The following is a 25,621-nucleotide window of genomic DNA, read 5'->3' as shown; positions in this document are numbered from 1 at the left end:
GTGCTGCGCGGTCATGCCGCTCCTTCCGCGGGCCGCGCCCCCGCTCACGGCAGACAGCCGCGGAAGGGCGCGCGCGGTGTTCGAGGAGGGCTCGTGGCGGCTTTATGACATGCCCGTGACAGAGTGCCGATACCGTGACCGCATGGACAGGCGCGGGCGGGCATTCAGGTTCACGGTGGTGTCGGCCCTGGCGGTCCTCGCCCTGACCGGCTTCTCCTCGGGGCGCGGGAACGGCGGCGGCCACGGGGGCGACGGCGGGGGAGGGGGCGGCTGCAGCAGCTCCGGCCAGGACCACGACGGTTCGTCGTCCTCGTCGGGCGGGGGCGGCGGCTCGTACCGGGACCACGACGATGACGACGACTACGGCAGCGACGGGACCGGCGGCACCGGCGGCGGCTCCAGCCGGTCGCACCTTCGGGACGCGGAGGCGGAACCGGTGAGCTGCGCGACGACGGCCGAGCCCTACGCCGTCGTGGAGGTCACCAACCCCAACGCGCGCGGGGGCACCTTCCGCGTGCGCGTGGACTTCACGGACGACGAGACCCACCGCGTCCTCGACCCCGCGTACCGGGACGTCACGCTGTCCGCCGCGGAGACCCGGACGGTCGAGGTCCCCTTCGACGGCTCCACGGCCGCGCTCGACCACTGCGAGGTCGTACCGGAGGCGGCCCCGGTGAACTGAACGGTGCCGGCGGCCGCGGGCCGCCGGGCAGGACGCGGCGGGGACCGGCCCCCGCGGGGCGCGCGGCGAGCCGGACGCGCGGGGGAGGCGACCGGCGAGCCGAGCACCTCGCTCGACGGCATCGGAGCCTCATGCGCCGTGGAGGCCGCTGTCGCCGTCCGATCAGTGGCGGCCCCGGGAAAGCCCGCCGGCTCTCATCGCACCGGACTCGAGCCGTCGTCGAGGCCGGCGAGTGCTTCCACCAGTGTCCCCCAGCCCGCAACGGGAAAGAGAACCCTCACCCAGGAGCCGTCGTCGAAACCGATCTCGTGGGTGCCGTGTTTCGCGCCGTCCCGTTTCCGGATCCACGCCACACGCCTCAGAGGCGCGCCCCACCCGTAGTGCGTCCCCGGCCCCACCTTGCGCCCGTCCGGAGACTTCTGGACGTGGACCACGTGCAGACCGTGGTCCCCGAGAAGGAGGACCGACACGAAATTGCCTCCTGCGCGGGGTTGCAGTGCACAAGCCAACTGCCCCGCAGCGCTCTCCCAGCTCCCGGACAGCGCCTGCTCTGCTCTTCCGCCGCGATCATCGAACGCGTCCACCACCGCGTTCACCGGATTCATGCGGTCCAGGAAACGCTCCGCCTTGGCCGCCCGATCCAGCCAGCGGTCGGTGGCCGATCCAGCCTCCGGGAACACGTCCGCTCTCAGGTCTCCCGGCGGCGCCGGCACCCCCTCGTCGATCGCCACGACGTGGGAGTCCTTCAGCTGTTCCCCTATGGGAAGGGCCGCCTCGGCCCGCAGACGTGCCTCGCGAGCGATGGCGTGATGGTCGACGGCTGGTGGGCCGAGGAGCCAGTACCTCAAGCCCGACCGGGAAAAAATCTCCCTGAACTTCACCCGAATACTTCTTTCACTGCTTCACCGGAAAATTCCGGTTCTTCATCCTGATGTCGCAGCCTTGAAGTCGTGGGCGCCTTGTGCGTTCAGACGTCTCCTCGGTCAGGGCGCCGAGGGCGTACTCACCCGGTGACGGCGGACGGTGGCCGGGCACGCCTCGGCCGCGGCGGCTCCCCCTCCGCGCCGCCGCGGCCGTTCCCCCTGTGGAGCCGGTCCCCGTCAGACCGGCTCGTCGGTGGCGTGGACGTTGTCGGTCGTGGCGTCGCCGGTGGTGCTCGCGGCGGTGGGCTTGAGCGGCTCGCTGGTGGCGTGCACGTTCTTGACCGTGAAGGGCTCGTCGGTGGCGTGCACGTTGCCGGTGGTGGTGTCGGTGGTGGCGTCGCCGGCCGGCTCGCCCGTCGCGTGGACGTTCTCGGTGCTGTTCTCGCTCATCTGGTCCCACTCCCCTGTGTGTCGGTGCGTCGGAGGGACGGGGACCGCCCGGCAGCACCCCCGCGGCTGCCGGGCCGGACCCCCGTCGGGCCGGTTCACCATAGAGGCCCGGCCGTCGGCCGATTCGTCCGCCCCCCATTGCCCCCCCAGGGCCCCCCGAGGCGACGACTCGACACGATTGAGGATGCCGGACGGCGATAAACGAACGATGAACGCCGTCTCCCAGGCGGAGGGTGACGCCGGATCAGGGGACGACCGTCGGTGCCAGCAGCTCCCTGACCTCGTCGGTCTCCGGCGCGCCCAGGGATTCGAAGATATCCAGGGCCTCGCGCCAGCAGACGTGGGCCCGGTCGCGCTGGCCGATGCCGTTGAGGGCGCGCCCGAGGACGGTGAGGACGTTGCCGTGGCGCCAGTCCCCGCCGATGCCGCGCAGCAGCGCGAGCGCCGCCTCGGCGTTGGCCGCGGCCCCCGCCGGGCGCCCGGCGGCCAGCTCCAGCTCGGCGAGCCGGAACAGCGTCATGCCCTCCCACAGGCGCTGGCGGCTGCTCCGGAACACGCTCAGGGCCCGCTCCAGGCACTCCGTCGCCTCGGTCAGACGTCCGCTCTGCGTGAGCGCCAGGCCCAGCGCGTACCGCCCGTTGGCCCCTTTCAGGGCGTGGTTCATGTCGTCGTACATCGCCGCGCCCTGCCGGGCCAGGGCGACCGCGCTCTCGGTGCGGCCGGTGGCCAGGTGGATGCGCGACAGGTTGCACAGCGCGCTGGCCTCGCCGGGGCGGTCGCCCAGGGCGCGGAAGTTCTCGATGGCGCGGTTGAAGTGCGCCTCGCCCTCCTCGTGCCGGCTCTGGTAGAGCGCGACCACGCCGCTGATGTTGGCGGCCCAGCACCCGGTGAGCGGGTCGGCGGCGGTGCGGGCCAGCTCGGCGGCGCGCTCGGCCTCCCGCAGGGCCACGTCGAAGCTGCTGCCGGAGATGTGGTGGACGAAGGCCAGCGCCGTCAGGGCGCGTGCCTCCGCGCGCGGGTCCCCCGCCTCGCGCGCGGCGTCCCGCAGCAGCGTGGCGACGGCCTCGTACTCCTTGGAGTTGGCGCCCGACTCGGCCAGGTCGACGGCGGCCCACAGCACGTCGACGGCGCGCCGCAGGGTCGCGGGCCGGGCGGCCGCCTGCCGTGCGCAGGCCAGCAGCGAGACCGCCTCCGCGTACAGCCAGTCCCGGGCCGCGTGCGGGTCCGCGAACGCCAGCCCCGGGTGGTCGGTGCGCTCCAGGTGGTCCACCAGCCGGTCCCCGGGGCGTTCGATCAGGTAGACCCCGGCGACCGTGGAGAGGTGGAAGTCCACCAGCCGCGACAGCGCCGCCTCGCGCTCGCTCGGCGGCTGCTCGTCCCGTTCGGCGCACGCACGCGCGTAGAGCCGTACGAGGTCGTGGTAGCGGTAGCGGCCGGGCGCCGCCGATTCGAGCAGGGACATGTCGACCAGGGACTCCAGCAGGTCCTCGGTCTCCTCCTCCGGGAGGTCCAGGACGGCCGCCGCCGCGGCCAGGGAGATGTCGGGGCCGTCGGCCAGGCCCAGCAGCCGGAAGGCGCGTGCCTGGGCCGGTTCGAGCTGGCCGTAGCCGAGTTCGAAGGTGGCCTTGACGGCGAGGTCGCCGGCCTGGAGTTCGTCCAGGCGGCGGCGTTCGTCGGCGAGTTTCGCGGCGAGGACGGAGACCGTCCAGGTGCGGCGGGCCGCCAGGCGGGAGGCGGCGATGCGGATGGCCAGCGGCAGGAAGCCGCACGCCGCGACCACGTCCAGCGCGGCCTGGCGCTCGCTCGCCACCCGCTCCTCGCCCACGATCCTGGTGAAGAGGGCCAGCGCCTCGTCGGGGGACATCACGTCCAGGTCGACCAGGTGGGCCCCGGCCAGGCCGACCATGCGGACGCGGGAGGTGACGAGGGCGGCGCAGCCGTCGGTGCCGGGCAGCAGGGGGCGGACCTGGGCGGCGTCGCGGGCGTTGTCGAGCAGGACGAGGACGCGGCGGCCGGCGAGGACGGAGCGGTACAGGGCGGCGCGTTCCTCCAGGGAGTCGGGGATCGCCGAGTCCGCCGTGCCGAGCGCGCGCAGGAAGGACCCGAGCACCGTCTCCGGTTCCGCCGGTCTCGGGCCCGCGCCCTGGAGGTCGACGTACAGCTGTCCGTCGGGGAAGGACGGCCGTGCCTGGTGGGCCACGTGGACGGCGAGGGTCGTCTTGCCGACGCCGCCGATGCCGGCCAGCGCGGACACCGCCATCACCCGGCCGTCGGCACGGGCGAGCACCTCGCTCAGTTCCTGTACGAAGCACGCGCGGCCGGTGAAGTCCGGGACCGTCGCCGGCAGTTGCGCCGGGCGTACCGGTTCGGCGGCCGGTTCGGCGGCCGGCGCCGACGGCTCCGCCAGGCCGGGGTCCGCCCGGAGGATGCGCTGCTGGAGTTCCCGCAGCTCCGGGCGCGGGTCGACGCCGAGCTCGTCGGCGAGCAGACGCCGGGTGTCGGCGTACACCGCGAGGGCCTCCGCCTGGCGTCCGCTGCGGTACAGCGCCAGCATGAGCAGCTCCCGGAACCGCTCCCGCAGCGGGTGCGCCGCCGTGAGCGCGGTCAGTTCCGAGACCGCCTCCGCGTGGCAGCCCTGCTCCAGGTCCATGTCCAGGCGGGATTCGAGGAGTTGGAGCCGCCACTCCTCCAGCCGGGCCCGCTGGGCCTGGGCGTAGGGGCCCGGCACGCCCGCCAGCGGCTCCCCGTCCCACAACTCCAGGGCCCGGCCCAGCAGGTCCCGGGCGTGGCACAGGTCGTCGGCGGTGCGGGCCTTCTCCGCCTCGGCGGCCAGGTTCTGGGCGACGGTCAGGTCCAGGGCGCCCTCGTCCAGTCCGCGTACGGCGTAGCCGCCGGACTCGCTCACCAGGACACCCGGGTCCAGCACCTTGCGCAGCCGCGACGCGTACGTCCGTACCGCCGCCAGCGCCTGGGACGGCGGGTCCTCGCCCCACAGGGCGTCGATCAGCTCCGCCGCGGTGGCCGTGCGGCCCTCGCGCAGCAGCAGGGCGGCGAGCAGGGCGCGCTGCTGGGGGGAACCGGTGGCGACCGGTTCGCCGCCGCGCCAGGCGCGCACCGGACCGAGCACGCCGAAGCGCAGGGCCGCCCCCGGTTCCTCCGGGGAGCCGGGGCCTCGCTGCTCCGGTACGCGCGGTACACCGTCCATGCCGTCTCCCTAGACCTCCCGAACCACTACGTCAGTTTGCCTTGTTCATGGTGACTCCGTCAGCCTTGCGGGCCCCCGGTCGCGGGCGGGACGGGGGGAGGTCACAAGGTCTGCACATCCTCTCCGCACGGACGCGGGCGGGTGCGGGGTCGCGGCCGGCCGTCAGCGGTCCAGGTCCACGCGGACCGTCATCAGGTGCGTGCCGAACGCCCTGACCGCCGCGCTGTTGAACCGGGGCAGGGCGCGCAGGCGGGCGATCGGGTCGTCGTCGGGGAGCGGGTGCGCGGTGCCGGTGTGCCAGCGGCCCTTGATCCGCACCCGCACCCGCGGGTCGGCGCGGATGTTGCGGACGTACTGCGACCGCTCCCCGAACTCCGACACCAGCCAGAAGGAGTCCCCGACGCGGCGTCCGCCCACCGGGGTCCTGCGGGGCAGCCCGGAGACGCGGCCGGTGGTCTCCAGCACCGTCTGGAGGGGGAGGCGGCGCAGCAGCGGATTGGCGACCCGGCGCTGGAAGGCGGTGGCGGCGCGGAACCGGAGGTCGGTGAGGTCGGGCATGGCCCCCACGATCGCGGTCCGCGCGCGCCTCCGGAACGGCTCCCGATGTGGTGTGACGCAGCTCACACGACAAGAATGGAATCGGGCATTCCAGGCGGTGCTGCGGTTCCCGCATTTCCCGTGGAGGTCACGCGGCCTTGCAAGTGTGAACCGTTGGATAATTCCTGTCGTATGATCCATGGAAGTTTCTCGGATCTACTTGCGAATCCCAGGAATTTCACGGGCTTCCGCCTTCTGACTTCTCCCGCCTTCCATGGAAATCGCACAATTTAGCGTCCTGTGCCATGACTCAGGCGGCAACGCGGCCCCCGGTCGGCGACGAGGCCGACGGCGTGCGGGGCAAAGGGCTCGGCGGGAACTCCGTCGGCCTCCTCGGCAGCGCGGTGATCGGCGTCTCCACGGTCGCCCCGGTGTACTGCCTCACCTCCACCCTCGGCTCCACCGCCGGCGAGGTCGGCGTCCGGCTCCCGGCGGTCTTCCTGGTCGGCTTCCTGCCGATGCTGCTGGTCGCCTTCGCCTACCGGGAGCTGAACAAGGCGGTGCCGGACTGCGGCACCTCCTTCACCTGGACGGTGAAGGCCTTCGGACCGGGCGTCGGCTGGATGTGCGGCTGGGGCCTGGTGATCGCCACAGTGATCGTCCTGTCCAACCTCGCCGGCGTCGCCACCTCCTACTTCTGGCTGCTGGCCGGTGAACTCACCGGCAGCGACGCGGTCGCGGAGCTGGACGGCGACAAGGCCGTCCACATCGTGACCTGCCTGGCGCTGATCGCCGGCGCCACGGCGGTCAGCTACCGGGGCATGACGGCGACCAAGGGCGTGCAGTACGCGCTGGTGGCGCTCCAGCTCGTGGTGCTCGCCCTCTTCGTCGCCCTCGCCTTCGGCAAGGCCGGCTCCGGGTCCTTCCCGGGCCACCTGGACTTCTCCTGGTCCTGGCTGAACCCCTTCGAGGTCGGCTCGTTCGCCGCCTTCAGCGCCGGGCTCTCCCTGTCGATCTTCATGTACTGGGGCTGGGACGCCTGCCTGACCGCCAACGAGGAGACCGTCGGCAGCGAGAAGACCCCGGGCCGCGCCGCCCTGATCTCCATGATCGTGCTGGTCGGGTCCTACCTGGTCACCGCCGTCGCCGCCCAGAGGGCCGTCGGCTCGGGCACCGAGGGCCTGGGCCTGGCCAACCCCGAGACCTCCGACAACGTCTTCGCCGCCCTCGCCGGCCCCGTCATGGGCGACGGCCTCGGCGTCCTGCTCTTCGTCGCCGTGCTCGCCTCGGCCGCCGCCAGCCTCCAGACGACGTTCATCCCGGTGGCCCGCACGGTCCTCGCCATGGCCGCGTACGAGGCGCTGCCCGCCTCCTACGCCCGCGTGCACGAGAGGTTCCGCACGCCGGGCCGCGCGACCGTCACCGCCGGCGTCGCCACGGCCGCCTTCTACACGGTCATGACCCTCGTCAGCGAGCACGTCCTGGTGGACACGATCTACGCGCTCGGCCTGATGATCTGCTTCTACTACGCGCTGACGGCCTTCGCGTGCGCCTGGTTCTTCCGGGACGAGCTGACCCGCTCCCCGCGCGACGCGCTCTTCAAGGGCGTCCTGCCGGTCCTCGGCGGCGCGAGCCTGACCGCCGTCTTCGGCAAGACGCTGTACGACATGTGGGACCCCGGGTACGGCAGCGGCTCCTCCGTCCTCGGCGTCGGCTCCGTCTTCGTCATCGGCGTCGGGCTGCTGCTGCTCGGCCTGGTGATCATGCTGGTGATGCGGCGCAGCAGCCCGGCCTTCTTCCGCGGCGAGGTCCTCACGGCCGGCACGCCCGCGCTGGTCGTGGAGGACTGACGGACCGTTACCGTCGGCCCAGGAAGATCGGGTTGGTGAACGCCGCGAGCGCCCCCGGCACCGGGCCCGCCGCCGCCTCGTGCCGCAGCTCCGCCCGGACGTAGGCCGCGTAGGAGGCGGTGGTCCGCCACTCGACGGTGCCGGAGCCGGAGACCGGCAGCGGGGCGCTGGTGTGCAGGACGCCCTGGTCGGTGACGAGGCGGACGGTGCAGCGCGGGGCGCCGCTCACCTCCAGCCGGACGGTGACCGGGGCGTCGCGCTCCACCCGCAGCCGCCCCCCGATCCCGGCGTGCTCGCCCCGCGCGCCCGACGCCGTGAAGGACAGCGACACCCTCGCCGACTCGGCCACGTAGGACCGCCCGGCCCGGATGCCCTCCTGGATCGCCTCCCGGCTCAGGTCGTCGGCGAGGACGACGGTCTGCGGCAGCCCCACCACGTCCGGGTCGCGGTGGGCGTCGCTGCTGCCCATCGCCGGGATCCAGTCGTCCCGGCCGTCGCGCACCGACGCCACGAGCATGCCGTCCCAGTCGGCCAGCGCCACCTCGTCGTCGGGCGTGTACGGCCCGTTCCACACCTCCACCGCGTCCGCCTCGCCGAAGCCGAACTTCCAGTTGCAGCCGATGCAGGTGGCGTGCGGGTGGGCCGGCACCACCAGGCCCCCGGCCCGCCGGATCTGCCGGGCGAACCGCCCGAAGCGGTTGTCGCGGGCCCGGTAGCGCCAGTCGACGAAGGTGCCCGGGTCGGTGCCGAGGGCCACCACGTGCCCGTTGCGGGTCGTCACCTCCTCGCCCAGCATCACCAGCAGGTCGTCCCCGGCCGCGTCCGCCCAGTGGGCGTGCGCCGCGTTCGTGTTGTGCTCGGAGGAGTTGATGAAGTCCAGCCCCGCCGCCCGCGCGAGCGCCGCGATCTCGGCCGGGGTGCGGCGGCCGTCGGAGTACCACGAGTGCAGGTGGCAGTCGCCCCGGTACCAGGCCCGCCCCCGGCCCTTCGCGCGGGACGGCGGGTACACGGGTGCGCGGGTCTCGCCGGGCTCCCCGTACGCCAGCGTGACCGTCAGCTCGTACGACAGCCCCTGCGGGGCCACCGTGTACGGGCCGAGCACGATGTGCCAGGTGCCCGGCCGTACCGGTCCGGGCAGGTAGCCGGGCGTGGCGTCGTCGGCGCGGACGAAGAACTCCGTGCGCGCCCCGCCCGACCAGCCCCGGAAGCCCCGGCCGCCCAGCTCGGTGCCGCGCTCGTCGAACAGGCCGATGTCGAGCGCGTTGCCCGGGGTGCCGGCCGGCACGGACGGCCGGTCGTAGGTGTAGGCGACCCTGATCTCCCGTACCCCCGGAGGGACTTCCACGGGCACGTACACGAAGTCCGGCGACCCCGGGGGCAGGGTGCCGCGCACCGTCCTCGTCTCCCGGTCCCGGCCCTCGGCCGAAGCGAAGTTCACGGTTCCCAACGTAAGCGCGGCGGCGGCGCCCGTCACGAACACGGCGCGTCTGCCGATCCCGGCGTGGTCCTCGCACATGCTGCTGCTCCCGAGGTGTCGTGGCGACATGGCAGGGGTGGTGCAGGGGTGGTGCGCGCAACCCTGGTATTGAGCCGTGAACCGCCGTGCAAGGGAAGGGGTCCGGCAGGTGTCCGGGACCGGGAGGGAGCGGGGCGCCGGGCCGCCGGGCATCGCCCGGTGGTGGAACGACCTCGCCTTCCGAGCCGGAAGCGGCGGGCCGGAAGCGGCGGGCCGGAAGCCGCGAACCAGGAGCCATCCGGACCTTCCCGACCCACGTGATCACCCCGCTCGTATCCTCGAAGGATGACGACTTCCGCGACCCCCGGAACCGGCCCCACCGAGAACTCCATGCGTCGCGCCCTCAAACGCGCCCGGGACGGCGTCGCCCTCGACGTCGCCGAGGCCGCGGTCCTGCTCCAGGCCCGCGGCGAGCACCTGGAGGACCTGACCGCCTCCGCCGCCCGGGTGCGGGACGCGGGCCTGGACGCGGCGGGCCGCCCCGGCGTCATCACCTACTCCAAGAGCGTCTTCATCCCCCTGACCCGGCTGTGCCGGGACAAGTGCCACTACTGCACCTTCGCCACCGTCCCCGGCAAGCTGCGCCGCGCCGGGCACGGGATGTTCATGTCGCCGGACGAGGTCCTCGACATCGCCCGCAAGGGCGCCGCGCTCGGCTGCAAGGAAGCCCTCATCACCCTCGGCGACAAGCCGGAGGACCGCTGGCCGGAGGCGCGCGAGTGGCTCGACGCGCACGGCTACGACGACACCATCGCCTACGTCCGCGCCGTCTCCATCCGCATCCTGGAGGAGACCGGCCTGCTGCCGCACCTCAACCCGGGCGTCATGACCTGGACGGACTTCCAGCGCCTCAAGCCCGTCGCCCCCTCCATGGGCATGATGCTGGAGACGACGGCGACCCGCCTGTGGTCCGAGCCCGGCGGCCCCCACCACGGCTCCCCGGACAAGGAGCCCGCCGTCCGGCTGCGCGTCCTGGAGGACGCCGGCCGTTCCTCCGTCCCCTTCACCTCCGGCCTCCTCATCGGCATCGGGGAGACCTACGAGGAGCGTGCCGAGTCCCTCTTCGCGCTGCGCCGGATCTCCCGCGCCTACCACGGCATCCAGGAACTGATCATCCAGAACTTCCGCGCCAAGCCGGACACCGCGATGCGCGGCATGCCGGACGCCGAACTGGACGAGCTGGTCGCCACGGTCGCCGTCGCCCGGCACATCATGGGTCCCGCCGCCTGCCTCCAGGCCCCGCCCAACCTCGTCGACGCCGAGTACGAGCGGCTCATCGGCGCCGGCATCGACGACTGGGGCGGCGTCTCCCCGCTCACCATCGACCACGTCAACCCCGAGCGCCCCTGGCCGCAGATCGACGAACTCGCCGAGCGGTCCCGGGCGGCCGGATTCGAGCTGCGCGAACGCCTGTGCGTCTACCCGGAGTTCGTCAAGCGCGGCGAGCCCTGGCTCGACCCCCGCCTGCTCCCGCACGTGACGGCGCTGGCCGACCCGGCCACGGGCCTGGCCCGCGAGGACGCCGTCGTCGAGGGCCGCCCCTGGCAGGAACCGGACGAGGTGTTCACCGCCACCGGCCGCACCGACCTCCACACGGCCATCGACACCGAGGGCCGCACCGGCGACCGCCGCGACGACTTCGACGAGGTGTACGGCGACTGGGGCGCCCTGCGCGAGGCCGCCGCCCCCGGCATGGCCCCCGAGCGCATCGACACCGACGTGCGCGCCGCCCTGGCGACGGCGGCCGACGACCCGACGAAGCTCACCGACGACGAGGCGCTCGCCCTCCTGCACGCCGACGGCCCGGCGCTGGACGCCCTGTGCAAGGTGGCCGACGACGTCCGCAAGTCGGCGGTCGGCGACGACGTCACGTACATCGTCACCCGCAACATCAACTTCACCAACGTCTGCTACACCGGCTGCCGCTTCTGCGCCTTCGCCCAGCGCCGCACCGACGCCGACGCCTACACCCTCTCCCTGGAGCAGGTCGCCGACCGCGCCCAGCAGGCGTGGGAGGTCGGCGCGGTGGAGGTGTGCATGCAGGGCGGCATCCACCCGGACCTGCCCGGCACGGCGTACTTCGACATCGCGCGCGCCGTGAAGGAACGCGTCCCCGGCATGCACGTGCACGCCTTCTCCCCGATGGAGGTCGTCAACGGCGCCACCCGCACCGGCCTGTCCGTCCGCGAGTGGCTCACGGCCGCGAAGGAGGCCGGGCTGGACTCCATCCCCGGCACCGCGGCGGAGATCCTCGACGACGAGGTCCGCTGGGTCCTCACCAAGGGCAAGCTGCCCACGTCCACCTGGATCGAGGTCGTCACCACCGCCCACGAACTGGGCATCCGCTCGTCCTCGACGATGATGTACGGCCACGTCGACCAGCCCCGCCACTGGCTCGGCCACCTGCGCACCCTGGCCCGCATCCAGCAGCGGACGGGTGGTTTCACGGAGTTCGTGACCCTCCCCTTCATCCACACCAACGCCCCCGTCTACCTGGCCGGGATCGCCCGCCCCGGCCCGACCACCCGCGACAACCGCGCGGTGACGGCGATGGCCCGCCTCCTCCTCCACCCGTACATCCCCAACATCCAGACGAGCTGGGTGAAGCTGGGCACGGAGGGGGCCGCCGAGATGCTCCGCTCCGGCGCCAACGACCTGGGCGGCACCCTGATGGAGGAGACGATCTCCCGCATGGCGGGCTCCTCCTACGGCTCGTACAAGTCGATCAGGGACCTGGTCGCGGTCGCGGAGGCCGCCGGCCGTCCCGCCAAGCCCCGCACCACCCTCTACGGCGAGGTGCCGGAGGAGCGGCGCCGGGCGGCCGAGGCGTCGGACGGCCACCTGCCGGAGCTGCTGCCCGTGCTGGACTGATCCCCGGCGGTCTCCGGGCGGGCACGCGGGACGCTCACAGTACGATGATCCGAACCATGGTGCTGTAGTTGAGGAGATGCGTGCCCGTGCCTGCCCGACTTCCCTCGTGGGCCTGGGTCACCGGCCTGACCGTGGGGGCGATCGCGGCGGTGACCGTCCTGGCCGTGCAGGCGGACCAGGCACCGCGTCCCGCCCCCGCCGCCGCCGCCCGGCCCAGCGCCCCGGCGGCGCGCGCGCACCCCACTCCGACCGCGCCCGCGACACCCGCCGTGCCGGAGGACTCCGGCACGGGCCGCCGCATCGTCTACTCCGTCGGGCAGAAGCGGGTCTGGCTGGTCGACGCCAGCGACGCCACCCGGCGCAGCTTCACCGTGTGGCCGGGCACGGTCAGCCCGGACCCCGGCACCTACACGATCGGGGGCCGCACCGAGTCCACGACCGGGTCGGACGGCGTGGAGGTCGAGCACATCGTCTACTTCGCCATCCAGGACGGCATCACCGTCGGCTTCTCCAACGCCGTCGACGGCTCCTCGCCCCCGCCGGCCGCCGCCGGGGCGAAGACGGGCGGCATACGCCTGCACAAGGCCGACGGGGCGGCCGTGTGGGCCTTCGCCACCCCCGGCACGGAGGTCAGGGTGGTCACCTGACGTCGTCGCCGGACCCCATGGGCAACTGGTCGACGATCAGCACGACCCCGCTGAGCAGGAAGACGCGCGTCGCCGCGTCCAGTCCGTTCCACTGCTCCGACTGCCACATCGCGAACCACTCCCCGCCGATCGCGATGAACCCGGCGCCGAACAGCAGCATCAGCATGAGCAGCCCGTACGTGCTGACCCGCCGGGCGCGCGGGTGGTCGCGCCGCAGCCACAGCCAGGTCCCGTACAGCAGGACGAGCGCGGCGACGCACTCCCACACGATGATCAGGACGTAGGCGGCGTCCTGGATCCACTCGGTGGTGATCGCCCGCCACATCAGGTCCTCGTCCCTGAACGTGGTGTCCATGGCCAGCACATGGCGGACGAACTGCTGGTTCGTCCCGAAGTCGGTGATGTTCCCGACGGCGACGAGGGTGATGTAGAGGGCGAGGGTTCCGGTGAGCAGGGTGGCGGCGAGCGGCAGGGCGCGCGAGGCCGGTATGGATGCCATGCCCGTACTCTTCCCCACGCGGCGCGGCACGGCACCGCCCGGCCCGTAACGTGTTCCGAAGTCAACGGAGGGCGTCTGTACGGGTGTCGGGTCCTCGTCCGCCGGGAACGCGGCGGACGCCGCCGCGAGCGCCACGCCGCCGACGACGTGCCGGTACCGGCCGACGGCCGCCGGCGCCCGCGGGACCGCCGGGCCGCGCCCGGGCCGCGGAGGGGCGGCCGCCCGGACGGTCACCGCCGGTGGCGCCCGCGCCGTTAGCGGGGCGGCTCAGCCCCGCGTGGTGAACGCCAGGAACCTGTTCCAGGTGGCGTCGGTGAAGGTGAGGCGGGCGCCGTCCCTGTCCTTGGAGTCGCGGACGTGGACGATGGGGCGGGCGGCGGGGGATATGGCGACCTCCACGCAATCGGGGCCGTCGTTGCTGCTGTAGCTGCTCTTGAACCATTCCAGCGCGGAGGTCATGTCTCTCCCGGGTACTCGATGTGGCGCGTTCACCTCACTGCGCTCAGCCCCGCGTGGTGAACGCCAGGAACCTGTTCCAGGTGGCGTCGGTGAAGGTGAGGCGGGCGCCGTCCCTGTCCTTGGAGTCGCGGACGTGGACGGTGGGGTGGGCGGCGGGGGATATGGCGACCTCGACGCACTCGGGGCCGTCGTTGCTGCTGTAGCTGCTCCTGAACCATTCCAGCGCGGAGGTCATGTCTCTTCTCCCAGCACTTTCTCGACGAAGGTCAGCGACTCCCGGGGAGGGAGGGCCTGCGCCCGGATCATTCCATAGCGCATTTCCAGGATCTGGACTTCCCGAGGGTCGCTGATCACACGGTTGTGGAGCTGCCCCTCGGAGTGCCCCAGCGTCTTGCCGTCCCGAAGTTTCAGCAGTTGCATCGGCCCGCCCATGCCCGCGTGGTCCTCCCGGTCCGTGGGCATCACCTGGATCGCGACGTGCCTCAACCCGCCCAGTTCCAGCAGGCGTTCGAGCTGCTGCCGCAGCACCATTCTGCCGCCGACGGGCCGCCGCAGCGTCACCTCTTCCAGGACGAAGGTGAGCAGCGGCGACGGCACCCGCTCGAAGACGCGCTGACGCGCCATGCGGGCGGCGACGTGCCGGTCGATCTCGTCCTCGGCGTACGACGGACTCCGCATCGCGAACAGCGCCCGCGCGTACCCCTCGGTCTGCAGCAGGCCGTGCATGTTGTGGTTGGCGTACGCCCCCAGCTCGACGGCCTCGTCCTCCAGCTTCGCCAAGTCCCGTACCTGCTTCGGGTAGCGGGCCTTCTCCACGTCCTCCTTCATCACCGCGAGCTTCCCGCCCGCCCCGAGGACCTCGTCCGCCTTGTCCAGGAAATCGGGCTTCGGGATCCTCCGCGCCCGCTCCACCGACGAGACCATCTCCTCGCTGTAGCCGATCGCGGCCCCGAACTCCGCCTGCCGCAGCCCGGCGGCCTCGCGCCACATCTTGATCTGCCGTCCGACCGCCCTGAGCACGGCCGCGGCCTCCTCGTCCTCCACGCCTCTCCCTCCCGGTGTACGAGCCGCACGCCCCCGGAACGCACCCGGACGGTGACTCTCCGTGCCGGGGTCGTGGCTGCTCAGAGTAGGGAGGGAGGACCACGCCGGGTGACACGACCCGGAATTCGGCCCCCGAAATGACGGACACGAGACGGCTGGAGCCACCGGCCGGCGGCACCTCCGGATCGAGGGCGCCGACGCCCGGGGCGACCGGATCCCGCGCCTCCCGGACCCGGTGGCCGGGGACGCGGAAGCGGGAGACGCCGTGACCGGGGACGCGGAGGCGGGCCGGGGCTGCGGATCGTGGCGGCGTTCGCCGAGCGCCGGGGCGTGGCGGAGGCCCCGCCCGCGCCGGGACCGCCCGGGCCGAACCGGCACCGGGTCGCGGGACGGCGTGACCCGGCGGCCCCCGACGCCAAAGACCAAAGAACCGGGGAAAGAACCAGACCCACCCCTGCCGTCCCCGGCGATCACTCTCCGGGGTGAACATCACCAACAGGGCTGGCGCGGCGGGCCGTTCGTGGTGCAGCGTCAGCCGCGACAACCACAGACACGATTCGGCCCCCGCCGGGACTGCCATCCCACTGCGAGGGCCTGATCACCGAGGAAGATAAGGGCTTCCCGATGACTGAGCAGCAGCCTAGCGCGCCCGCGCGCGCCGCGTCCGGCCGTTCCACCGGCGGTGTCGAGCACGTCAACGTGGTCCACACCGAGCACTTCACCGTGGTCGGGAACCACCTCCTCCAGCACCCGGAACTGTCCCTGACGGCGATCGGACTCGCCGTCCACATCCAGTCGCTGCCCGCCGGGACGACGGTCGGGATCAAGACGCTGGCCGCGAAGTTCCCCGAGGGGGAGATCAGGATCGCCGCCGCCCTGCGGGAGCTGGAGGCGCACGGGTACCTCGCACGCACCAAGGAGCGTCTTCGATCCGGCCGGGTCGTGACCCGGACGGTCTCCTACAACCACCCCCGCGCCGCCGTCCGCGCCGCCGCCCCCGAGCTCCGGGCCGAGGAGCCGCCCGCCGCCGCGCCCGCCCCGCTCGCCCCGCCCGCCGACCGCACCGCGTCCGACCTGCTGGTCCGCCTGCGCGCGCACGACCCCCGCCTGCTCCTCACCGAACGCGACGTGCGCCGCCTCGCCCCGGCCGTCTCCGCCTGGCTGGAGCGCGGCGTGCCCGCCGCCGCCGTCCTGCGCACCCTGACGACCGGCCTGCCCCAGGACCCCATCCGCCACCCGGCGGCCCTCCTGCACCACCGCCTCACCGCCGACCTGCCCCCGCACCCGCCCGCCGCCCCGTCCCCCGCGTCGGAGCCGGAACACCGCCCCGACCCCCTCCAGACCTGCGACGGCTGCGACCGCGCGTTCCGGGCACCGCACCCGGGCCGCTGCCGCGACTGCCGCACGGCGGCCCCCGGGCAGAGGGCGGCGTAGGGACGCAGGGAGCGGGTCACGCGACCGGCACCGTCCCGGCGGCGTGCGCGGACCCGCGCGGGTCCGCGCACGAGGAACCGGCCACCGGCTCCGTCCGCCGGGGAGACCGGGCGCAACCCCGCCGGCCCCTGCCCGCACCCGTCACCCGCGCGTCCCCGTGGGCGACGCGACCCGGTGCGAGTGACCACCGGCCACTGCGTCCCCCACGCGTCCCCGTTCTCCCTTCTGCACCGCCCATCCCTCGATTACAGTGCTCGACGTCTTACGTCGGGACGGACGGTGCCCCAGGAGGACTGGGTGGACGCGACAACCGGAGTCGTCTGGGGGCGGGCCGAACAGCAGGACTTCCGCAGCCGGGTGCGCGGGACGCTGCTGGGGGTGGCCGTCGGCGACGCGCTGGGCGCGCCCGTCGACCGGCTGGACCTCGCCGGGATACGGCAGGCGTACGGGGCCGGGGGACTGACCGACCTCGCCCCCGCCTACGGGCGGCGCGGCGCCGTCACGCACCTCACCCAGCTCACGCTGTTCTCCGTGGACGGGCTGATCCGCGCCCAGGTGCGCCGGGACACCGGCGCCTGGCACCCGCCGACCGACCTGCACCGGGCGTACCGGCGCTGGCTCGCCACCCAGCACGACTGGGGCCCCGACGAGCGGCGCGAGGAAGACGGCTGGCTGGCCCGCCAGGAGTGGCTGTACGTCCGGCGCGGCCCGACGCGGGCGCTGCTGCTCGGCCTCGGGGACACGGTCATGGGGACGCCGGGCACCCCCAAGAACCCCGGTGAGCGCGGGCCGGAGGCCGCCGGGCGCTCCGCCCCGTTCGGGCTGCTGATCGGGTGGGACCCGCAACTCGTCGCCCGGCTCGCCGTGGAGTGCGCCGCGCAGACCCACGGCCACCCCGCCGCCCGCCTGGCGGCGGGCGCGTACGCCGTGGTCGTGCACGGGCTGGCCCGCGGGGCCGCCCCGGAGGCCGCGGTGCACCAGTCGCTCGCGTTGCTCGCCGCGTGGCCGGGGCACGAACCGGTGTCCGAGGCGCTCCGGCAGGCGCTGGACACCGTACGGCAGGGGCTGCCGACGCCCGAGCGGGTGGCCGGGCTGGCCGGGGACGGCACGGCGGAGGAACTGGTCGCCGCCGCCGTGTACTGCGCGTCCGTCGGCGAGGACGCCCGGCACGCGCTGTCCCTCGCCGTCAACCACGACGGGCCCTCAGCCGCCGCCGGCGCCCTGACGGGCGGGCTGATCGGCGCACTGCACGGCGAGACGGCCATCCCGCCGGGCTGGCTGGCCGAACTGGAGGGCCGCCCCACGATCCTGGAGCTGGCCGACGACTTCGCGATGGAGACGACCCAGGGCCCGGCGCTGCACGGCCCGGCCGGGGCGTCCCCGGGCTGGCTCGCCCGCTACCCGCGGGCCTGACCCCGACGGCGTCCTCCCCGCAGCGGCCACCGCTCCCCGGCCGCCGTCCGCGACGGTGACGGCGCCGCCCGCGGTGACGGCGCCGGGGAACACTGCCGTTCCCCCGCCACCTGCGGTCCCGCTTCCCGCGAGGAGGGAACGGACCGCGCACGCGGCGCGGCGGACACGTGCTCGTCCGCCGCGGGTTCCGCACCATGGCGGTTCCGTTCCCCGGGGCCCCGGACAGGCCGGCCCGGACGGAACACCTAGTCCTTGACCCACGTCCGGCCCGCCGCACCCTCCGCCCCGCCCGCCGGTGCCGGGACCGCCGCCGCGGCACCGGAGGAGTCGTCCCCGTCCGTGTTCACGCGCTCGATGATCGCGAGCCGTTCCGGGGTGTCCTCCGGCTTGACGAAGCCGATCACGATGTACAGCACCAGCGAGACGGCCAGCGGGATCGACACCTGGTACTGGAGCGGCACACCGCCGTCGATGTTCCAGTGGATCGGGTAGTTGACCAGCCAGAAGGCGAACAGGCCGGCGGCCCAGCTGGTGAGCGCGGCCGTCGGGCCGGAGCGGCGGAAGGGGCGGAGCAGGCCCAGCATCATCGGGATGGCGATCGGGCCCATCAGGCCGGCCACCCACTTGATGACGACGGTGATGATGTCCTTGAAGGCGGGGGAGTTGACCTGCGTCGCCACCGCCATCGACAGGGCGAGGAAGACCACCGTCGTCAGCCGTGCCGCGATCAGGCCGGTGCGCTCGCTCCAGGCCCGCGCCTTCACCGACAGCACCGGCGCCACGTCCCGCGTGAAGACGGCCGCGATCGCGTTGGCGTCGGAGGAGCACATGGCCATGGTGTGGGAGAAGAAACCGACGATGACCAGCCCCAGCAGACCGTGCGGGAGGAGCTGTTCGGTCATCAGGGCGTAGGAGTCGGAGCCGTCCGCCGTCTTCGACTCCACCAGCAGCGGCGACATCCACATCGGGAAGAACAGCACCAGCGGCCACACCAGCCACAGCACCGCCGACAGCCGTGCCGACCGTTCGGCCTGGCGGGCGTTCGGCGTCGCCATGTAGCGCTGCGCCTGGTTGAGCATGCCGCCGTTGTACTCGAAGAGCTTGATGAAGAGGAAGGCGAGCAGGAACACCGTGCTGTACGGGCCGACCAGCGGCTTCTCGTGGCCGTCCAGGGCGGGCTCGTCCCACACGCCGAAGAAGCCGCCGTAGTCGCCGAGTTTCACCACGACCGCCACGAACATCGCGACGCCGGCCAGGAGCTGGATGACGAACTGGCCGAGCTCGGTCAGCGCGTCCGCCCACAGGCCGCCGATCGTGCAGTAGACGCCCGTGACCACGCCGGTGATGAGGATGCCCTGGTTGAGCGAGATGCCGGTGAACACCGACAGCAGCGTGGCGATCGCGGCCCACTTGGCGCCCACGTCCACGATCTTCAGCAGCATGCCGGACCAGGCCAGCGCTTGCTGGGTGCGCAGGTTGTAGCGGTTCTTGAGGTACTCGAGCGGGGAGGCCACGTGGAGCCGGGACCGCAACCGGTTGATGCGCGGCGCGAACAGCTTCGAGCCGATGGCGATGCCGAGGGCGATGGGGAAGGACCAGGTGACGAAGGACGTGACGCCGTAGGTGTAGGCGATGCCCGCGTACCCCGTGAACATCACCGCGCTGTAGCCCGACATGTGGTGCGAGATGCCGGAGAGCCACCAGGGCATCTTCCCGCCGGCCGTGAAGAAGTCGCTGACGTTGTCCACGCGTTTGTGCGACCAGACGCCGATGGCGACCATCACGGCGAAGTAGCCGATGAGCACGGCCCAGTCGAGACTGTTCATGTGCCCCCCTTCCAGGGTCCGCCTTGTGAACTCCGCCCAGCTGGTTGGCACTTCGCCTGAACGGGGTAGGGGCGAGGAAGGCCGCGAAGTGCCCGCTCATCGTGGGTGGGGACGCGCGGGCGCGACAAGGAAGCGGAAGGTCAAGAGGGGGTAAAATGTTCGAGTGAATGACCTCAGTTCACCTATATGAACTCGATCGTGAGTGTTCGCCATACGGACGGCCGCCCCGCGGACGGCCGGGGCGGCAACGGCCGCCGGACGGCCGCGGAATCAGCGCAGCTCCTGCGGGCACGGCGTCCCGCGCGGCAGCTGGTACGGCGCCGCCAGCCGGTAGGTCCCCGGCTTCGGCGCGAGCAGCACCGTCCACTTGTCGCCCGCGGGATCCTCCTCCGTCTCCATCAGGCAGCCGTTGACGTTGTCGTACGTCTTAGGCGTCCCCTCGGGACGGTTCCTCGACGCCACCGTCTCCTGCGGCGCCTGCAGGCGCCTGCCCTCGGCGTCGACGATGCTCAGCCACGGCGAGTACGGGATGCGGACCAGCACCCGGCCCGCCCGCTCGACCCGGATTGTCCACTCGCCCTGTTCGGCCCGCTCCACCACGGCGTGCGGCCCGGCCAGCGGGGTGGGGTCGAGCACCTCGAACAACTGCCAGTTGGCATCGCCCCACACCTGCCTCAGGTACGGCAGCCCCCGCTGCACCAGCTCCCGCTCGCGCTCACCGCCGGCGCCGTCCGGCTCGCCCTTGGGCAGCACGACGAAGCGCACGGCCCACCGCTTGAGCCACTCGCGGTAGTTCGCCGAGTTGAGGGTGCCGTCGTAGAAGAGCGGGTTGCGCTCCATGTCGGCCTGGCGGTTCCAGCCCCGGGCCAGGTTCACGTACGGCGCCAGCGCCGACGCCTCCCGGTGGGAGCGGGCCGGCACGACCTCCACCCGGCCCTTCTCGGCACCCACCTCCTGGAGCTCGTTGACGAGCGGCGCCAGCTCCCGCGCCCAGGAGGCGGCCGGAGTGGTGTGGACGACGTCGTCGACCGACTTGAAGCCGATCCAGGCCACGAAACCGACGACGGCGGCCGCCAGGGCGTACCACTTGCGCGAGCGCGGCACCGCGAACGGCAGCGCCGCCACCAGCACCGCGCCCGCGAACAGCATCGCCAACCGCGTGATGTTGGACCCGATCTGCGAGCTGATCAGCCACACCAGCAGCACGGCCAGGGCGTACACCCCGGCCGTGATCCGCACCGTCACCCACGCGCGCGGCACCAGCGCGCACACCAGGACCGCGTAGACCAGCGGCAGCAACGCCGACCCGAACGACATCGGCTGCGTCCCGGAGAACGGGAACAGCCACGCCGAGAGCGCCACCACCGCACTCGGCGCCAGCCCCAGCGCCCAGGCCCCCGGGCGGCGCTTCTGCAGGAACAGCGCCACCGCGACCAGCCCCACGAACAGGCCCGCCACCGGTGAGGCCATGGTGGCGAGCGCGGCCAGCGGCGCCGCGCACAGCGCCTTCGCCCACCGCTTGCGACGCCAGCGGTGGGGCCAGCAGAACACGACGGCGACCGCGCCGAGCGCGAACATCGTGCCCAGCCCGAACGTCACCCGCCCCGACACGGCGTTGCAGAGCAGACCGAAGGCGCCCGCCAGCGCGGGCGCCAGGGGCCGGGTCACGACCCGGCTGCGGACCAGGATCAGCGTCAGCAGCCCGGCGGAGAGCGTCCCCGCGATCATCATCGTCGTCCGCACGCCGAGCACCGACATCAGGTACGGCGACACGACGCTGTACGACACCGGGTGCATGCCGCCGTACCAGGCGAGGTTGTACGCCGAGTCGGGGTGCCGGCCGACGAACTCCGCCCACGCGTCCTGCGCCGCGAGATCACCACCACTGTTCGCGAACGTGAAGAACCAGAGGACGTGGAGGACCCCGGCGAGGCCGGTGACGAACAGCACGGGGTGACGGGCGGGACGCCCGCGCAGGGCGGCGGCGCTCGGAGGGGACGGGGACTCCGGACGGCCGCCGCGCGGAGCGGGGACACCGCCTCGGCCGGAGGAACCGGAGATGCCGGAAGCGCCTGAGGGGGCCGGTTGGCTTGAGGGAGCGGAGGGGGCGGCGGGGCCGTGGTGCTCCGCATGGCGGGGGTGATCCGAGTGACTGGGCTGCCGCTCCGGTGGGCGGCCGGGTATTCGCGGGCCGGTTCCCGGACCCTGATCGGCGTCGTCGGCGTGTGTCGGCTCCGCAGTGGCCACCTGAAGGCGCTCCCCGTGTCCCGTGTGCTGTTCCCGGCCGCGTTCCCGTCCCATGGCCCTCGCGTTCCATGGTGTTCACGGCCGCTCCTCCGCGACCGGCGGCCTTGCCCCGGTTCGGGACGCTAGCACGCACCCCGCCGGCGGTCGCCCGGGTGGGGCGCCGCCGACGGGGTGCGCGAGCGGGTTCGGGGAACCGGCGGTCCGGGGCCCCGGGGGCCGGGGGATCCGGGCCGGCGTCAGCCGATGCGGGTCAGCTTGTCCGTGAAGCCCGGCTCGAGCAGGTCCTTCTCCAGGGCGACCGGCACCTTCACCGCGCCGCTGACCCCGCCGTCGCCCACGGTGAGCGTGCCCACCTCGGTGCCGGCCTTCGCGGTGTGCGGGATGTCGTCGGCGGCGAACGTCAGCCGCACCGTCAGGCCCGCCCAGCCGACCGCCTTCACGTCCTGCGTCGCGACGACCGGCGTGCGGCCGCCGAGCCCGTCGTCGACGTACCCGACGACCTCGCCCTTCTTCAGGATCGTCCGCGACTCCAGCGCGCCCTGCGCGGCCCGGATCAGCTTGTCGCCCGCCGACAGGGCGCCCGCGAGGATCGAGTTGTCCGCACCGCCCGGGGGCTGGCGCACCACGGCGCCGACGATCGTCCGCATCTCGCCCCCGACCTCCTTCTTCGCCGCGAAGACCAGGTTGCCGAGCGCCGAGCTCGTGGTGCCGGTCTTGATGCCGACCACGTTGTTGAAGCCGACCAGCTGGTTCCAGTTGGGGTGCGTGGCGCCCTTGTAGTCGACGTACGACATCATCGCCGCGACCTCGCGGAACGCGGGCGACTTCATCGCCTCCTTGGCCAGCTTCACCTGGTCCACGGCCGTGCTCACCGTCGTGTTGTTCAGCCCCGACGGGTCGGTGTACGTGGTGTTGGTCATGCCGAGGTCCTCGGCGGCGTCGTTCATCTTCTGCACGAACGCCTTCTCCGACCCCGCGTCCCAGCGGGCGAGCAGCCGCGCCACGTTGTTGGCGGACGCGATGAGGACGCCCTCCAGGGCCTCGCGCTGGGAGATCCTGTCGCCCTTGTAGACCTTGACCTTCGACTCGTCGCTCTCCGCGATGCCCTGGTCCTGGGCCGCCTGGTCGATCTCGATCTTCGGCCCTTCCTCACCGCTGCCGAGCGGGTGGTCGCGCAGGATGATGTACGCGGTCATCACCTTGGCGACGCTCGCGATCGGCACGGGCTTCTGCTCGCCGGACGAGCCGAACGTGCCGATGCCCTGGACGTCCAGCGCGGCCTGCCCGGAGGACGGCCACGGGATGTCGGCCTTGCCGCCCCCGAAGGTGTAGCTGTCCTTCGCCGTGAGCTCCAGCTCGGGCGACGGCAGCGGACGCATGGCCTGCACGACCGCGAAGACGACCACCAGCAGAAGGACCAGCGGCGTCCAGATCTTGACCCGGCGCGCGAGCGTGCGCAGCGGAGTCGGGGGCGGCGGCGGGGTGTTGGTCAGCTCCGCCAGCAGGTCCAGCGGCGGCTTCGGCGGCAGCGGCTGCTGCGTCGTCCGCTCCGGCCCGACCTGCGGGACGGGCGCGGTGGCGTCCGCGGGCGTCCGGGGCAGCGCGGTGGTGGCCTCGGCGGCGGGCGCCGCCGGGCCGTTCCGCGGCGGCTTGCGGGTCGCCGGGTCGTCCAGGGGCTTGAGCGCGACGAACTTGCTGGTGCGCTCGGCGTCGGACTCGGGAGCGGACCCGGCGGCCTTGGCGGCCTTGGTGGACCCGGCGGCCGCGGCAGGCTTGGGCGTGCCGGACTTTTCGTCCCTTTCGGCGTTCTCGGTTTTTTCGGCTTTCCTCTGCCCTATGCCCGCGTCGCCCAGTCTCAGCATGGTCGTCGGCTGGTCGACGGCGGGTCCGGAGGGCCGTACGGCCTTGAAGACGGTGGTGGGCTGGTCGACGGGCGGCTCGGCGGACCGCCCGCCGCCTCCGGCGCCGGCGTCCTCCTCGGCCCCGGAGGCACCGGCGTCCGTGCCGCCGACGGCCTTCCCGGTCTTCCCGGCGTCCGTGCCGCCGACGGCCTTCCCGGCCTTCCCTGCCTTTCCTGCGTCCGTGCCGCCGGCGCCGGTGTCCTTGCCGCCGGTCGCGGCGCTCGCGCCGGCCCGGCCGTTCCCGGCCCCGGAAGCGCCGGTGCCCTCGCCGCCGTTTCGCGCACCGGTGCCGACCGCGCGGCCCTTCCCGGCCTCTCCGGCCTTCCCGAGGCCCTCCCCGGCCTTGGCGGCGCCCCCGGTCCTCCCGGGGCCTTCCTCGGCCTCTGCGGCCTTCCCGGTCCTCTCAGGGCTCTTCTCGGCGCCCCCGGCCCTCCTGGGGTCCTCCTCGGCGCCCCCGGCCTTCCCGAGGCCCTCCCTGGTCCTGGCGGCGCTCCCGGCCCTCCTGGGGTCCTTCTCGGTGCCCTCGGCCCTCCCGAGGCCCTCCCCGGCCTTTCCGGCCTCCCCGGATCCCCCCGCGCCCTTTCCGGCCTTCTCGGGGCCCTCGGACGGGCCGCCGGTCCCGCCTCGCGCGCCGTCCTCGCCCTCGTCGTTCCCGTCCGCCGACGCCGCCCAGGCCGCCACGGCCTTGCGCAGCCTGGCGTCGCTCGGCACGCCGGCCTTCCCGCCGCGGTCGCCGGGGGCGGCGGAGTCCTCGGCGCCGGCCCCCTCGTCCTCGGCCGCCGCACCCTCCGACTCCGGCCCGGAAGCCGGCAGCGCCCCGGCCGCCCCGGTCGCCGCGTCGGCGTCCCGGCCGGCCGCCGACGGCGTCGCGGACTCCCGCGAGGCCGCCGGTCGCGGATCACGCGCCCCGCGGTCGTCGCCCGACTCGGCGCGGGGCTCGGGAACCGGACCCGAGCTCCCCGACGCCGGTCGTGCCGACGACTCGCGCTGCTTCGACTTGTCGGGGGACTCGCCCGCCACCGATGCCTCCTCCATGCGCCGCGCATACAGCGTGCGCGTACGAACCGTGAACCGCCGCCCGGGACACCGCTCCGCAGCGCTGTCCGAACCATGTACCAGTGTCCTGTGCGCGGGCCGCACCCCAGCGGTAGACGAGAACGACATACCTGCCGGTTCCCTCACGAACCGGGCACGCACCCTCGACAGACCAATGTGAGAGGGGTCACCCTGTCATTCATCCACGCGGGGAGGCATGGATGGGCAGGAGCCGCAGAACACTTCCGGAGGAGCTTCTGCTGCTGGCACTGGACCCGGCCACGGGTACCACTGCGCAGCCGCAGTCGCTCGACCTCGGTCTGGCCGGAGCTCAGCTTGTGGAGCTGGCGCTGGCCGGACGGATAGCCCCAGACGGGGATCGTATCGCCGTGGTGGTGCCACGGCCGACAGGAGATCCGACACTGGACTGCGCGTTGGAGTTGCTGCGAAGGCGCGGTGCTCCGGTACGGGCCGTCCACTGGATCGGCGGGCCCCGTCTCGGGCTCCGCCAGACCTATCTCTCGCATCTGGAACGGTGCGGCATGGTGCATGCCGTCGAGGGCCAGATGTGCGGGGTGCTGCCGACGACGCGCTACCAGGCGACGGACACGGCGATCAGCCGGGAGATCAAGGCCCGGCTGGATACCGCGATCCGCACCGGCGTACCGCCGGACCCGCGGACGGCGGCGCTCGCCGCGCTCGCCCACGCGGTCGGTCTCGGCAAGCACCTGTACCCGGGCAACGAGGGCCGCTCGTCCCGTTCCCGGCTGCGGGACCTGATCCGGCACGACCCGATGGGCGGCCTCGTGGCGCACGCCGTGATGGACGTCCAGAACGGCGTGGCGGCCCAGCCGCGCCGCGGTCCGGCCCCGGCCGGCCGCCAGGCCGCCGGAACCGGGCCCGTGGCGGAGAACGCCCGGGGCGTCCCGTCCCAGCCGCGCCGCGGACCCATGGCACGCGTCCCGGCGCACTGACCGGCCACGCCCGGCCGGCCCGCACCATCGGCAGGGCCGGGCGCAGCGGTACGGCACACGGCGGCACGGCGGCACGTTGACACGGCGGCGCGTCGGTACGGCTGCGCGGCGGCGCGGTCCGCGTGACGGCACGACCGGGGAGCGGCACGGCCGCGCGACCGCACGGCC

At 73.5% G+C, this 25,621-nt stretch carries 19 protein-coding genes; 7 read left to right on the top strand and 12 right to left on the bottom strand.

Annotated features, from left to right (window positions below):
* Nucleotides 1-142: 142 nt before the first annotated feature.
* On the top strand, nucleotides 143-682 hold the full coding sequence (locus ACSU6Z_RS12700) for a hypothetical protein (RefSeq protein ID WP_437045348.1): 540 nt from the start codon (nucleotides 143-145) through the stop codon (nucleotides 680-682).
* A 194-nt stretch (nucleotides 683-876) separates the two neighbouring features.
* Here the strand turns inward: ACSU6Z_RS12700 and ACSU6Z_RS12695 are convergent, their stop codons facing one another.
* From ACSU6Z_RS12695 to ACSU6Z_RS12680, 4 genes are all read right to left on the bottom strand, one after another.
* Nucleotides 877-1,563, bottom strand: a complete 687-nt coding sequence (locus tag ACSU6Z_RS12695) for a hypothetical protein (RefSeq protein ID WP_437045346.1) — start codon at nucleotides 1,561-1,563, stop codon at nucleotides 877-879.
* Nucleotides 1,564-1,782: 219 nt separating this feature from the next.
* On the bottom strand, nucleotides 1,783-1,995 hold the full coding sequence (locus tag ACSU6Z_RS12690; RefSeq protein ID WP_437045344.1) for a hypothetical protein: 213 nt from the start codon (nucleotides 1,993-1,995) through the stop codon (nucleotides 1,783-1,785).
* A gap of 244 nt (nucleotides 1,996-2,239) precedes the next feature.
* Nucleotides 2,240-5,200, bottom strand: coding sequence for a BTAD domain-containing putative transcriptional regulator (locus ACSU6Z_RS12685; RefSeq protein WP_437045342.1), 2,961 nt, complete (start codon nucleotides 5,198-5,200; stop codon nucleotides 2,240-2,242).
* A gap of 162 nt (nucleotides 5,201-5,362) precedes the next feature.
* On the bottom strand, nucleotides 5,363-5,758 hold the full coding sequence (locus tag ACSU6Z_RS12680; protein WP_437045341.1) for a nitroreductase/quinone reductase family protein: 396 nt from the start codon (nucleotides 5,756-5,758) through the stop codon (nucleotides 5,363-5,365).
* Between the two features lie 284 nt (nucleotides 5,759-6,042).
* On the opposite strand from ACSU6Z_RS12680, the gene ACSU6Z_RS12675 reads away from it, so the two are divergent.
* Entirely contained in the window at nucleotides 6,043-7,587 is a 1,545-nt protein-coding gene (locus tag ACSU6Z_RS12675) for an APC family permease (RefSeq protein ID WP_437045339.1), read from the top strand.
* 7 nt (nucleotides 7,588-7,594) lie between these two features.
* On the opposite strand, the gene ACSU6Z_RS12670 is transcribed toward ACSU6Z_RS12675, so the two are convergent.
* Nucleotides 7,595-9,103 carry a CehA/McbA family metallohydrolase gene (locus ACSU6Z_RS12670; RefSeq protein WP_437045337.1) on the bottom strand — a complete coding sequence of 503 codons (1,509 nt, stop codon included), beginning with the start codon at nucleotides 9,101-9,103 and terminating at the stop codon, nucleotides 7,595-7,597.
* A gap of 285 nt (nucleotides 9,104-9,388) precedes the next feature.
* Here ACSU6Z_RS12670 and ACSU6Z_RS12665 point away from each other — a divergent pair, with 285 nt between their 5' ends.
* Together ACSU6Z_RS12665 and ACSU6Z_RS12660 are read left to right on the top strand one after the other, a co-directional pair.
* Nucleotides 9,389-11,974, top strand: coding sequence for a bifunctional FO biosynthesis protein CofGH (locus ACSU6Z_RS12665; RefSeq protein ID WP_437045335.1), 2,586 nt, complete (start codon nucleotides 9,389-9,391; stop codon nucleotides 11,972-11,974).
* Between the two features lie 80 nt (nucleotides 11,975-12,054).
* A complete protein-coding gene (locus ACSU6Z_RS12660; protein WP_437045333.1) occupies nucleotides 12,055-12,621 on the top strand; it encodes a hypothetical protein in 567 nt (188 codons plus the stop codon).
* Here ACSU6Z_RS12660 and ACSU6Z_RS12655 read toward each other — a convergent pair.
* From ACSU6Z_RS12655 to ACSU6Z_RS12640, 4 genes are all read right to left on the bottom strand, one after another.
* Nucleotides 12,614-13,120 carry a DUF2165 domain-containing protein gene (locus ACSU6Z_RS12655; protein ID WP_437045331.1) on the bottom strand — a complete coding sequence of 169 codons (507 nt, stop codon included), beginning with the start codon at nucleotides 13,118-13,120 and terminating at the stop codon, nucleotides 12,614-12,616. The genes ACSU6Z_RS12660 and ACSU6Z_RS12655 overlap by 8 nt on opposite strands.
* A gap of 267 nt (nucleotides 13,121-13,387) precedes the next feature.
* On the bottom strand, nucleotides 13,388-13,579 hold the full coding sequence (locus tag ACSU6Z_RS12650; protein ID WP_437045330.1) for a DUF397 domain-containing protein: 192 nt from the start codon (nucleotides 13,577-13,579) through the stop codon (nucleotides 13,388-13,390).
* A gap of 43 nt (nucleotides 13,580-13,622) precedes the next feature.
* Nucleotides 13,623-13,814, bottom strand: a complete 192-nt coding sequence (locus ACSU6Z_RS12645) for a DUF397 domain-containing protein (protein ID WP_437045328.1) — start codon at nucleotides 13,812-13,814, stop codon at nucleotides 13,623-13,625.
* The gene (locus ACSU6Z_RS12640; protein WP_437045326.1) at nucleotides 13,811-14,623 is read right to left on the bottom strand and encodes a helix-turn-helix domain-containing protein; all 813 of its coding nucleotides are present in this window, start codon (nucleotides 14,621-14,623) and stop codon (nucleotides 13,811-13,813) included. The genes ACSU6Z_RS12645 and ACSU6Z_RS12640 overlap by 4 nt, the downstream gene beginning before the upstream one ends.
* Nucleotides 14,624-15,247: 624 nt before the next feature.
* On the opposite strand from ACSU6Z_RS12640, the gene ACSU6Z_RS12635 reads away from it, so the two are divergent.
* Together ACSU6Z_RS12635 and ACSU6Z_RS12630 are read left to right on the top strand one after the other, a co-directional pair.
* Entirely contained in the window at nucleotides 15,248-16,057 is an 810-nt protein-coding gene (locus ACSU6Z_RS12635) for a helix-turn-helix domain-containing protein (protein WP_437045324.1), read from the top strand.
* Between the two features lie 297 nt (nucleotides 16,058-16,354).
* Entirely contained in the window at nucleotides 16,355-17,470 is a 1,116-nt protein-coding gene (locus tag ACSU6Z_RS12630; RefSeq protein ID WP_437045322.1) for an ADP-ribosylglycohydrolase family protein, read from the top strand.
* A gap of 245 nt (nucleotides 17,471-17,715) precedes the next feature.
* On the opposite strand, the gene ACSU6Z_RS12625 is transcribed toward ACSU6Z_RS12630, so the two are convergent.
* The 3 genes from ACSU6Z_RS12625 to ACSU6Z_RS12615 all read right to left on the bottom strand — a co-directional run bounded on the left by ACSU6Z_RS12625 (nucleotide 17,716) and on the right by ACSU6Z_RS12615 (nucleotide 24,479).
* Entirely contained in the window at nucleotides 17,716-19,296 is a 1,581-nt protein-coding gene (locus ACSU6Z_RS12625; RefSeq protein WP_437045320.1) for a sodium:solute symporter family protein, read from the bottom strand.
* A 270-nt stretch (nucleotides 19,297-19,566) separates the two neighbouring features.
* The gene (locus ACSU6Z_RS12620) at nucleotides 19,567-21,597 is read right to left on the bottom strand and encodes an MFS transporter (RefSeq protein ID WP_437045318.1); all 2,031 of its coding nucleotides are present in this window, start codon (nucleotides 21,595-21,597) and stop codon (nucleotides 19,567-19,569) included.
* A gap of 182 nt (nucleotides 21,598-21,779) precedes the next feature.
* Nucleotides 21,780-24,479, bottom strand: a complete 2,700-nt coding sequence (locus ACSU6Z_RS12615; RefSeq protein ID WP_437045316.1) for a D-alanyl-D-alanine carboxypeptidase — start codon at nucleotides 24,477-24,479, stop codon at nucleotides 21,780-21,782.
* A gap of 221 nt (nucleotides 24,480-24,700) precedes the next feature.
* On the opposite strand from ACSU6Z_RS12615, the gene ACSU6Z_RS12610 reads away from it, so the two are divergent.
* Nucleotides 24,701-25,453 (top strand): GOLPH3/VPS74 family protein, encoded by a 753-nt coding sequence (locus tag ACSU6Z_RS12610; RefSeq protein WP_437045314.1) that lies wholly within the window; start codon nucleotides 24,701-24,703, stop codon nucleotides 25,451-25,453.
* Nucleotides 25,454-25,621 lie beyond the last annotated feature (168 nt).

It is taken from the genome of Streptomyces sp. enrichment culture, assembly GCF_964273145.1.
Classification (GTDB): Bacteria; Actinomycetota; Actinomycetes; order Streptomycetales; family Streptomycetaceae; genus Streptomyces.
This window is presented reverse-complemented; position numbering and strand designations above follow the sequence as displayed.

Excerpts from the sequence above, each read along its gene's own strand:
- ACSU6Z_RS12635 (WP_437045324.1), top strand. The coding sequence starts at position 15,248 with ATGACTGAGCAGCAGCCTAGCGCGCCCGCGCGCGCCGCGTCCGGCCGT.
- ACSU6Z_RS12690 (WP_437045344.1), bottom strand. The coding sequence starts at position 1,995 with ATGAGCGAGAACAGCACCGAGAACGTCCACGCGACGGGCGAGCCGGCC.
- ACSU6Z_RS12675 (WP_437045339.1), top strand. The coding sequence starts at position 6,043 with ATGACTCAGGCGGCAACGCGGCCCCCGGTCGGCGACGAGGCCGACGGC.
- ACSU6Z_RS12680 (WP_437045341.1), bottom strand. The coding sequence starts at position 5,758 with ATGCCCGACCTCACCGACCTCCGGTTCCGCGCCGCCACCGCCTTCCAG.
- ACSU6Z_RS12700 (WP_437045348.1), top strand. The coding sequence starts at position 143 with ATGGACAGGCGCGGGCGGGCATTCAGGTTCACGGTGGTGTCGGCCCTG.
- ACSU6Z_RS12645 (WP_437045328.1), bottom strand. The coding sequence starts at position 13,814 with ATGACCTCCGCGCTGGAATGGTTCAGGAGCAGCTACAGCAGCAACGAC.
- ACSU6Z_RS12620 (WP_437045318.1), bottom strand. The coding sequence starts at position 21,597 with ATGGGACGGGAACGCGGCCGGGAACAGCACACGGGACACGGGGAGCGC.
- ACSU6Z_RS12685 (WP_437045342.1), bottom strand. The coding sequence starts at position 5,200 with ATGGACGGTGTACCGCGCGTACCGGAGCAGCGAGGCCCCGGCTCCCCG.
- ACSU6Z_RS12615 (WP_437045316.1), bottom strand. The coding sequence starts at position 24,479 with ATGGAGGAGGCATCGGTGGCGGGCGAGTCCCCCGACAAGTCGAAGCAG.
- ACSU6Z_RS12625 (WP_437045320.1), bottom strand. The coding sequence starts at position 19,296 with ATGAACAGTCTCGACTGGGCCGTGCTCATCGGCTACTTCGCCGTGATG.
- ACSU6Z_RS12655 (WP_437045331.1), bottom strand. The coding sequence starts at position 13,120 with ATGGCATCCATACCGGCCTCGCGCGCCCTGCCGCTCGCCGCCACCCTG.
- ACSU6Z_RS12670 (WP_437045337.1), bottom strand. The coding sequence starts at position 9,103 with ATGTGCGAGGACCACGCCGGGATCGGCAGACGCGCCGTGTTCGTGACG.
- ACSU6Z_RS12665 (WP_437045335.1), top strand. The coding sequence starts at position 9,389 with ATGACGACTTCCGCGACCCCCGGAACCGGCCCCACCGAGAACTCCATG.
- ACSU6Z_RS12610 (WP_437045314.1), top strand. The coding sequence starts at position 24,701 with ATGGGCAGGAGCCGCAGAACACTTCCGGAGGAGCTTCTGCTGCTGGCA.
- ACSU6Z_RS12650 (WP_437045330.1), bottom strand. The coding sequence starts at position 13,579 with ATGACCTCCGCGCTGGAATGGTTCAAGAGCAGCTACAGCAGCAACGAC.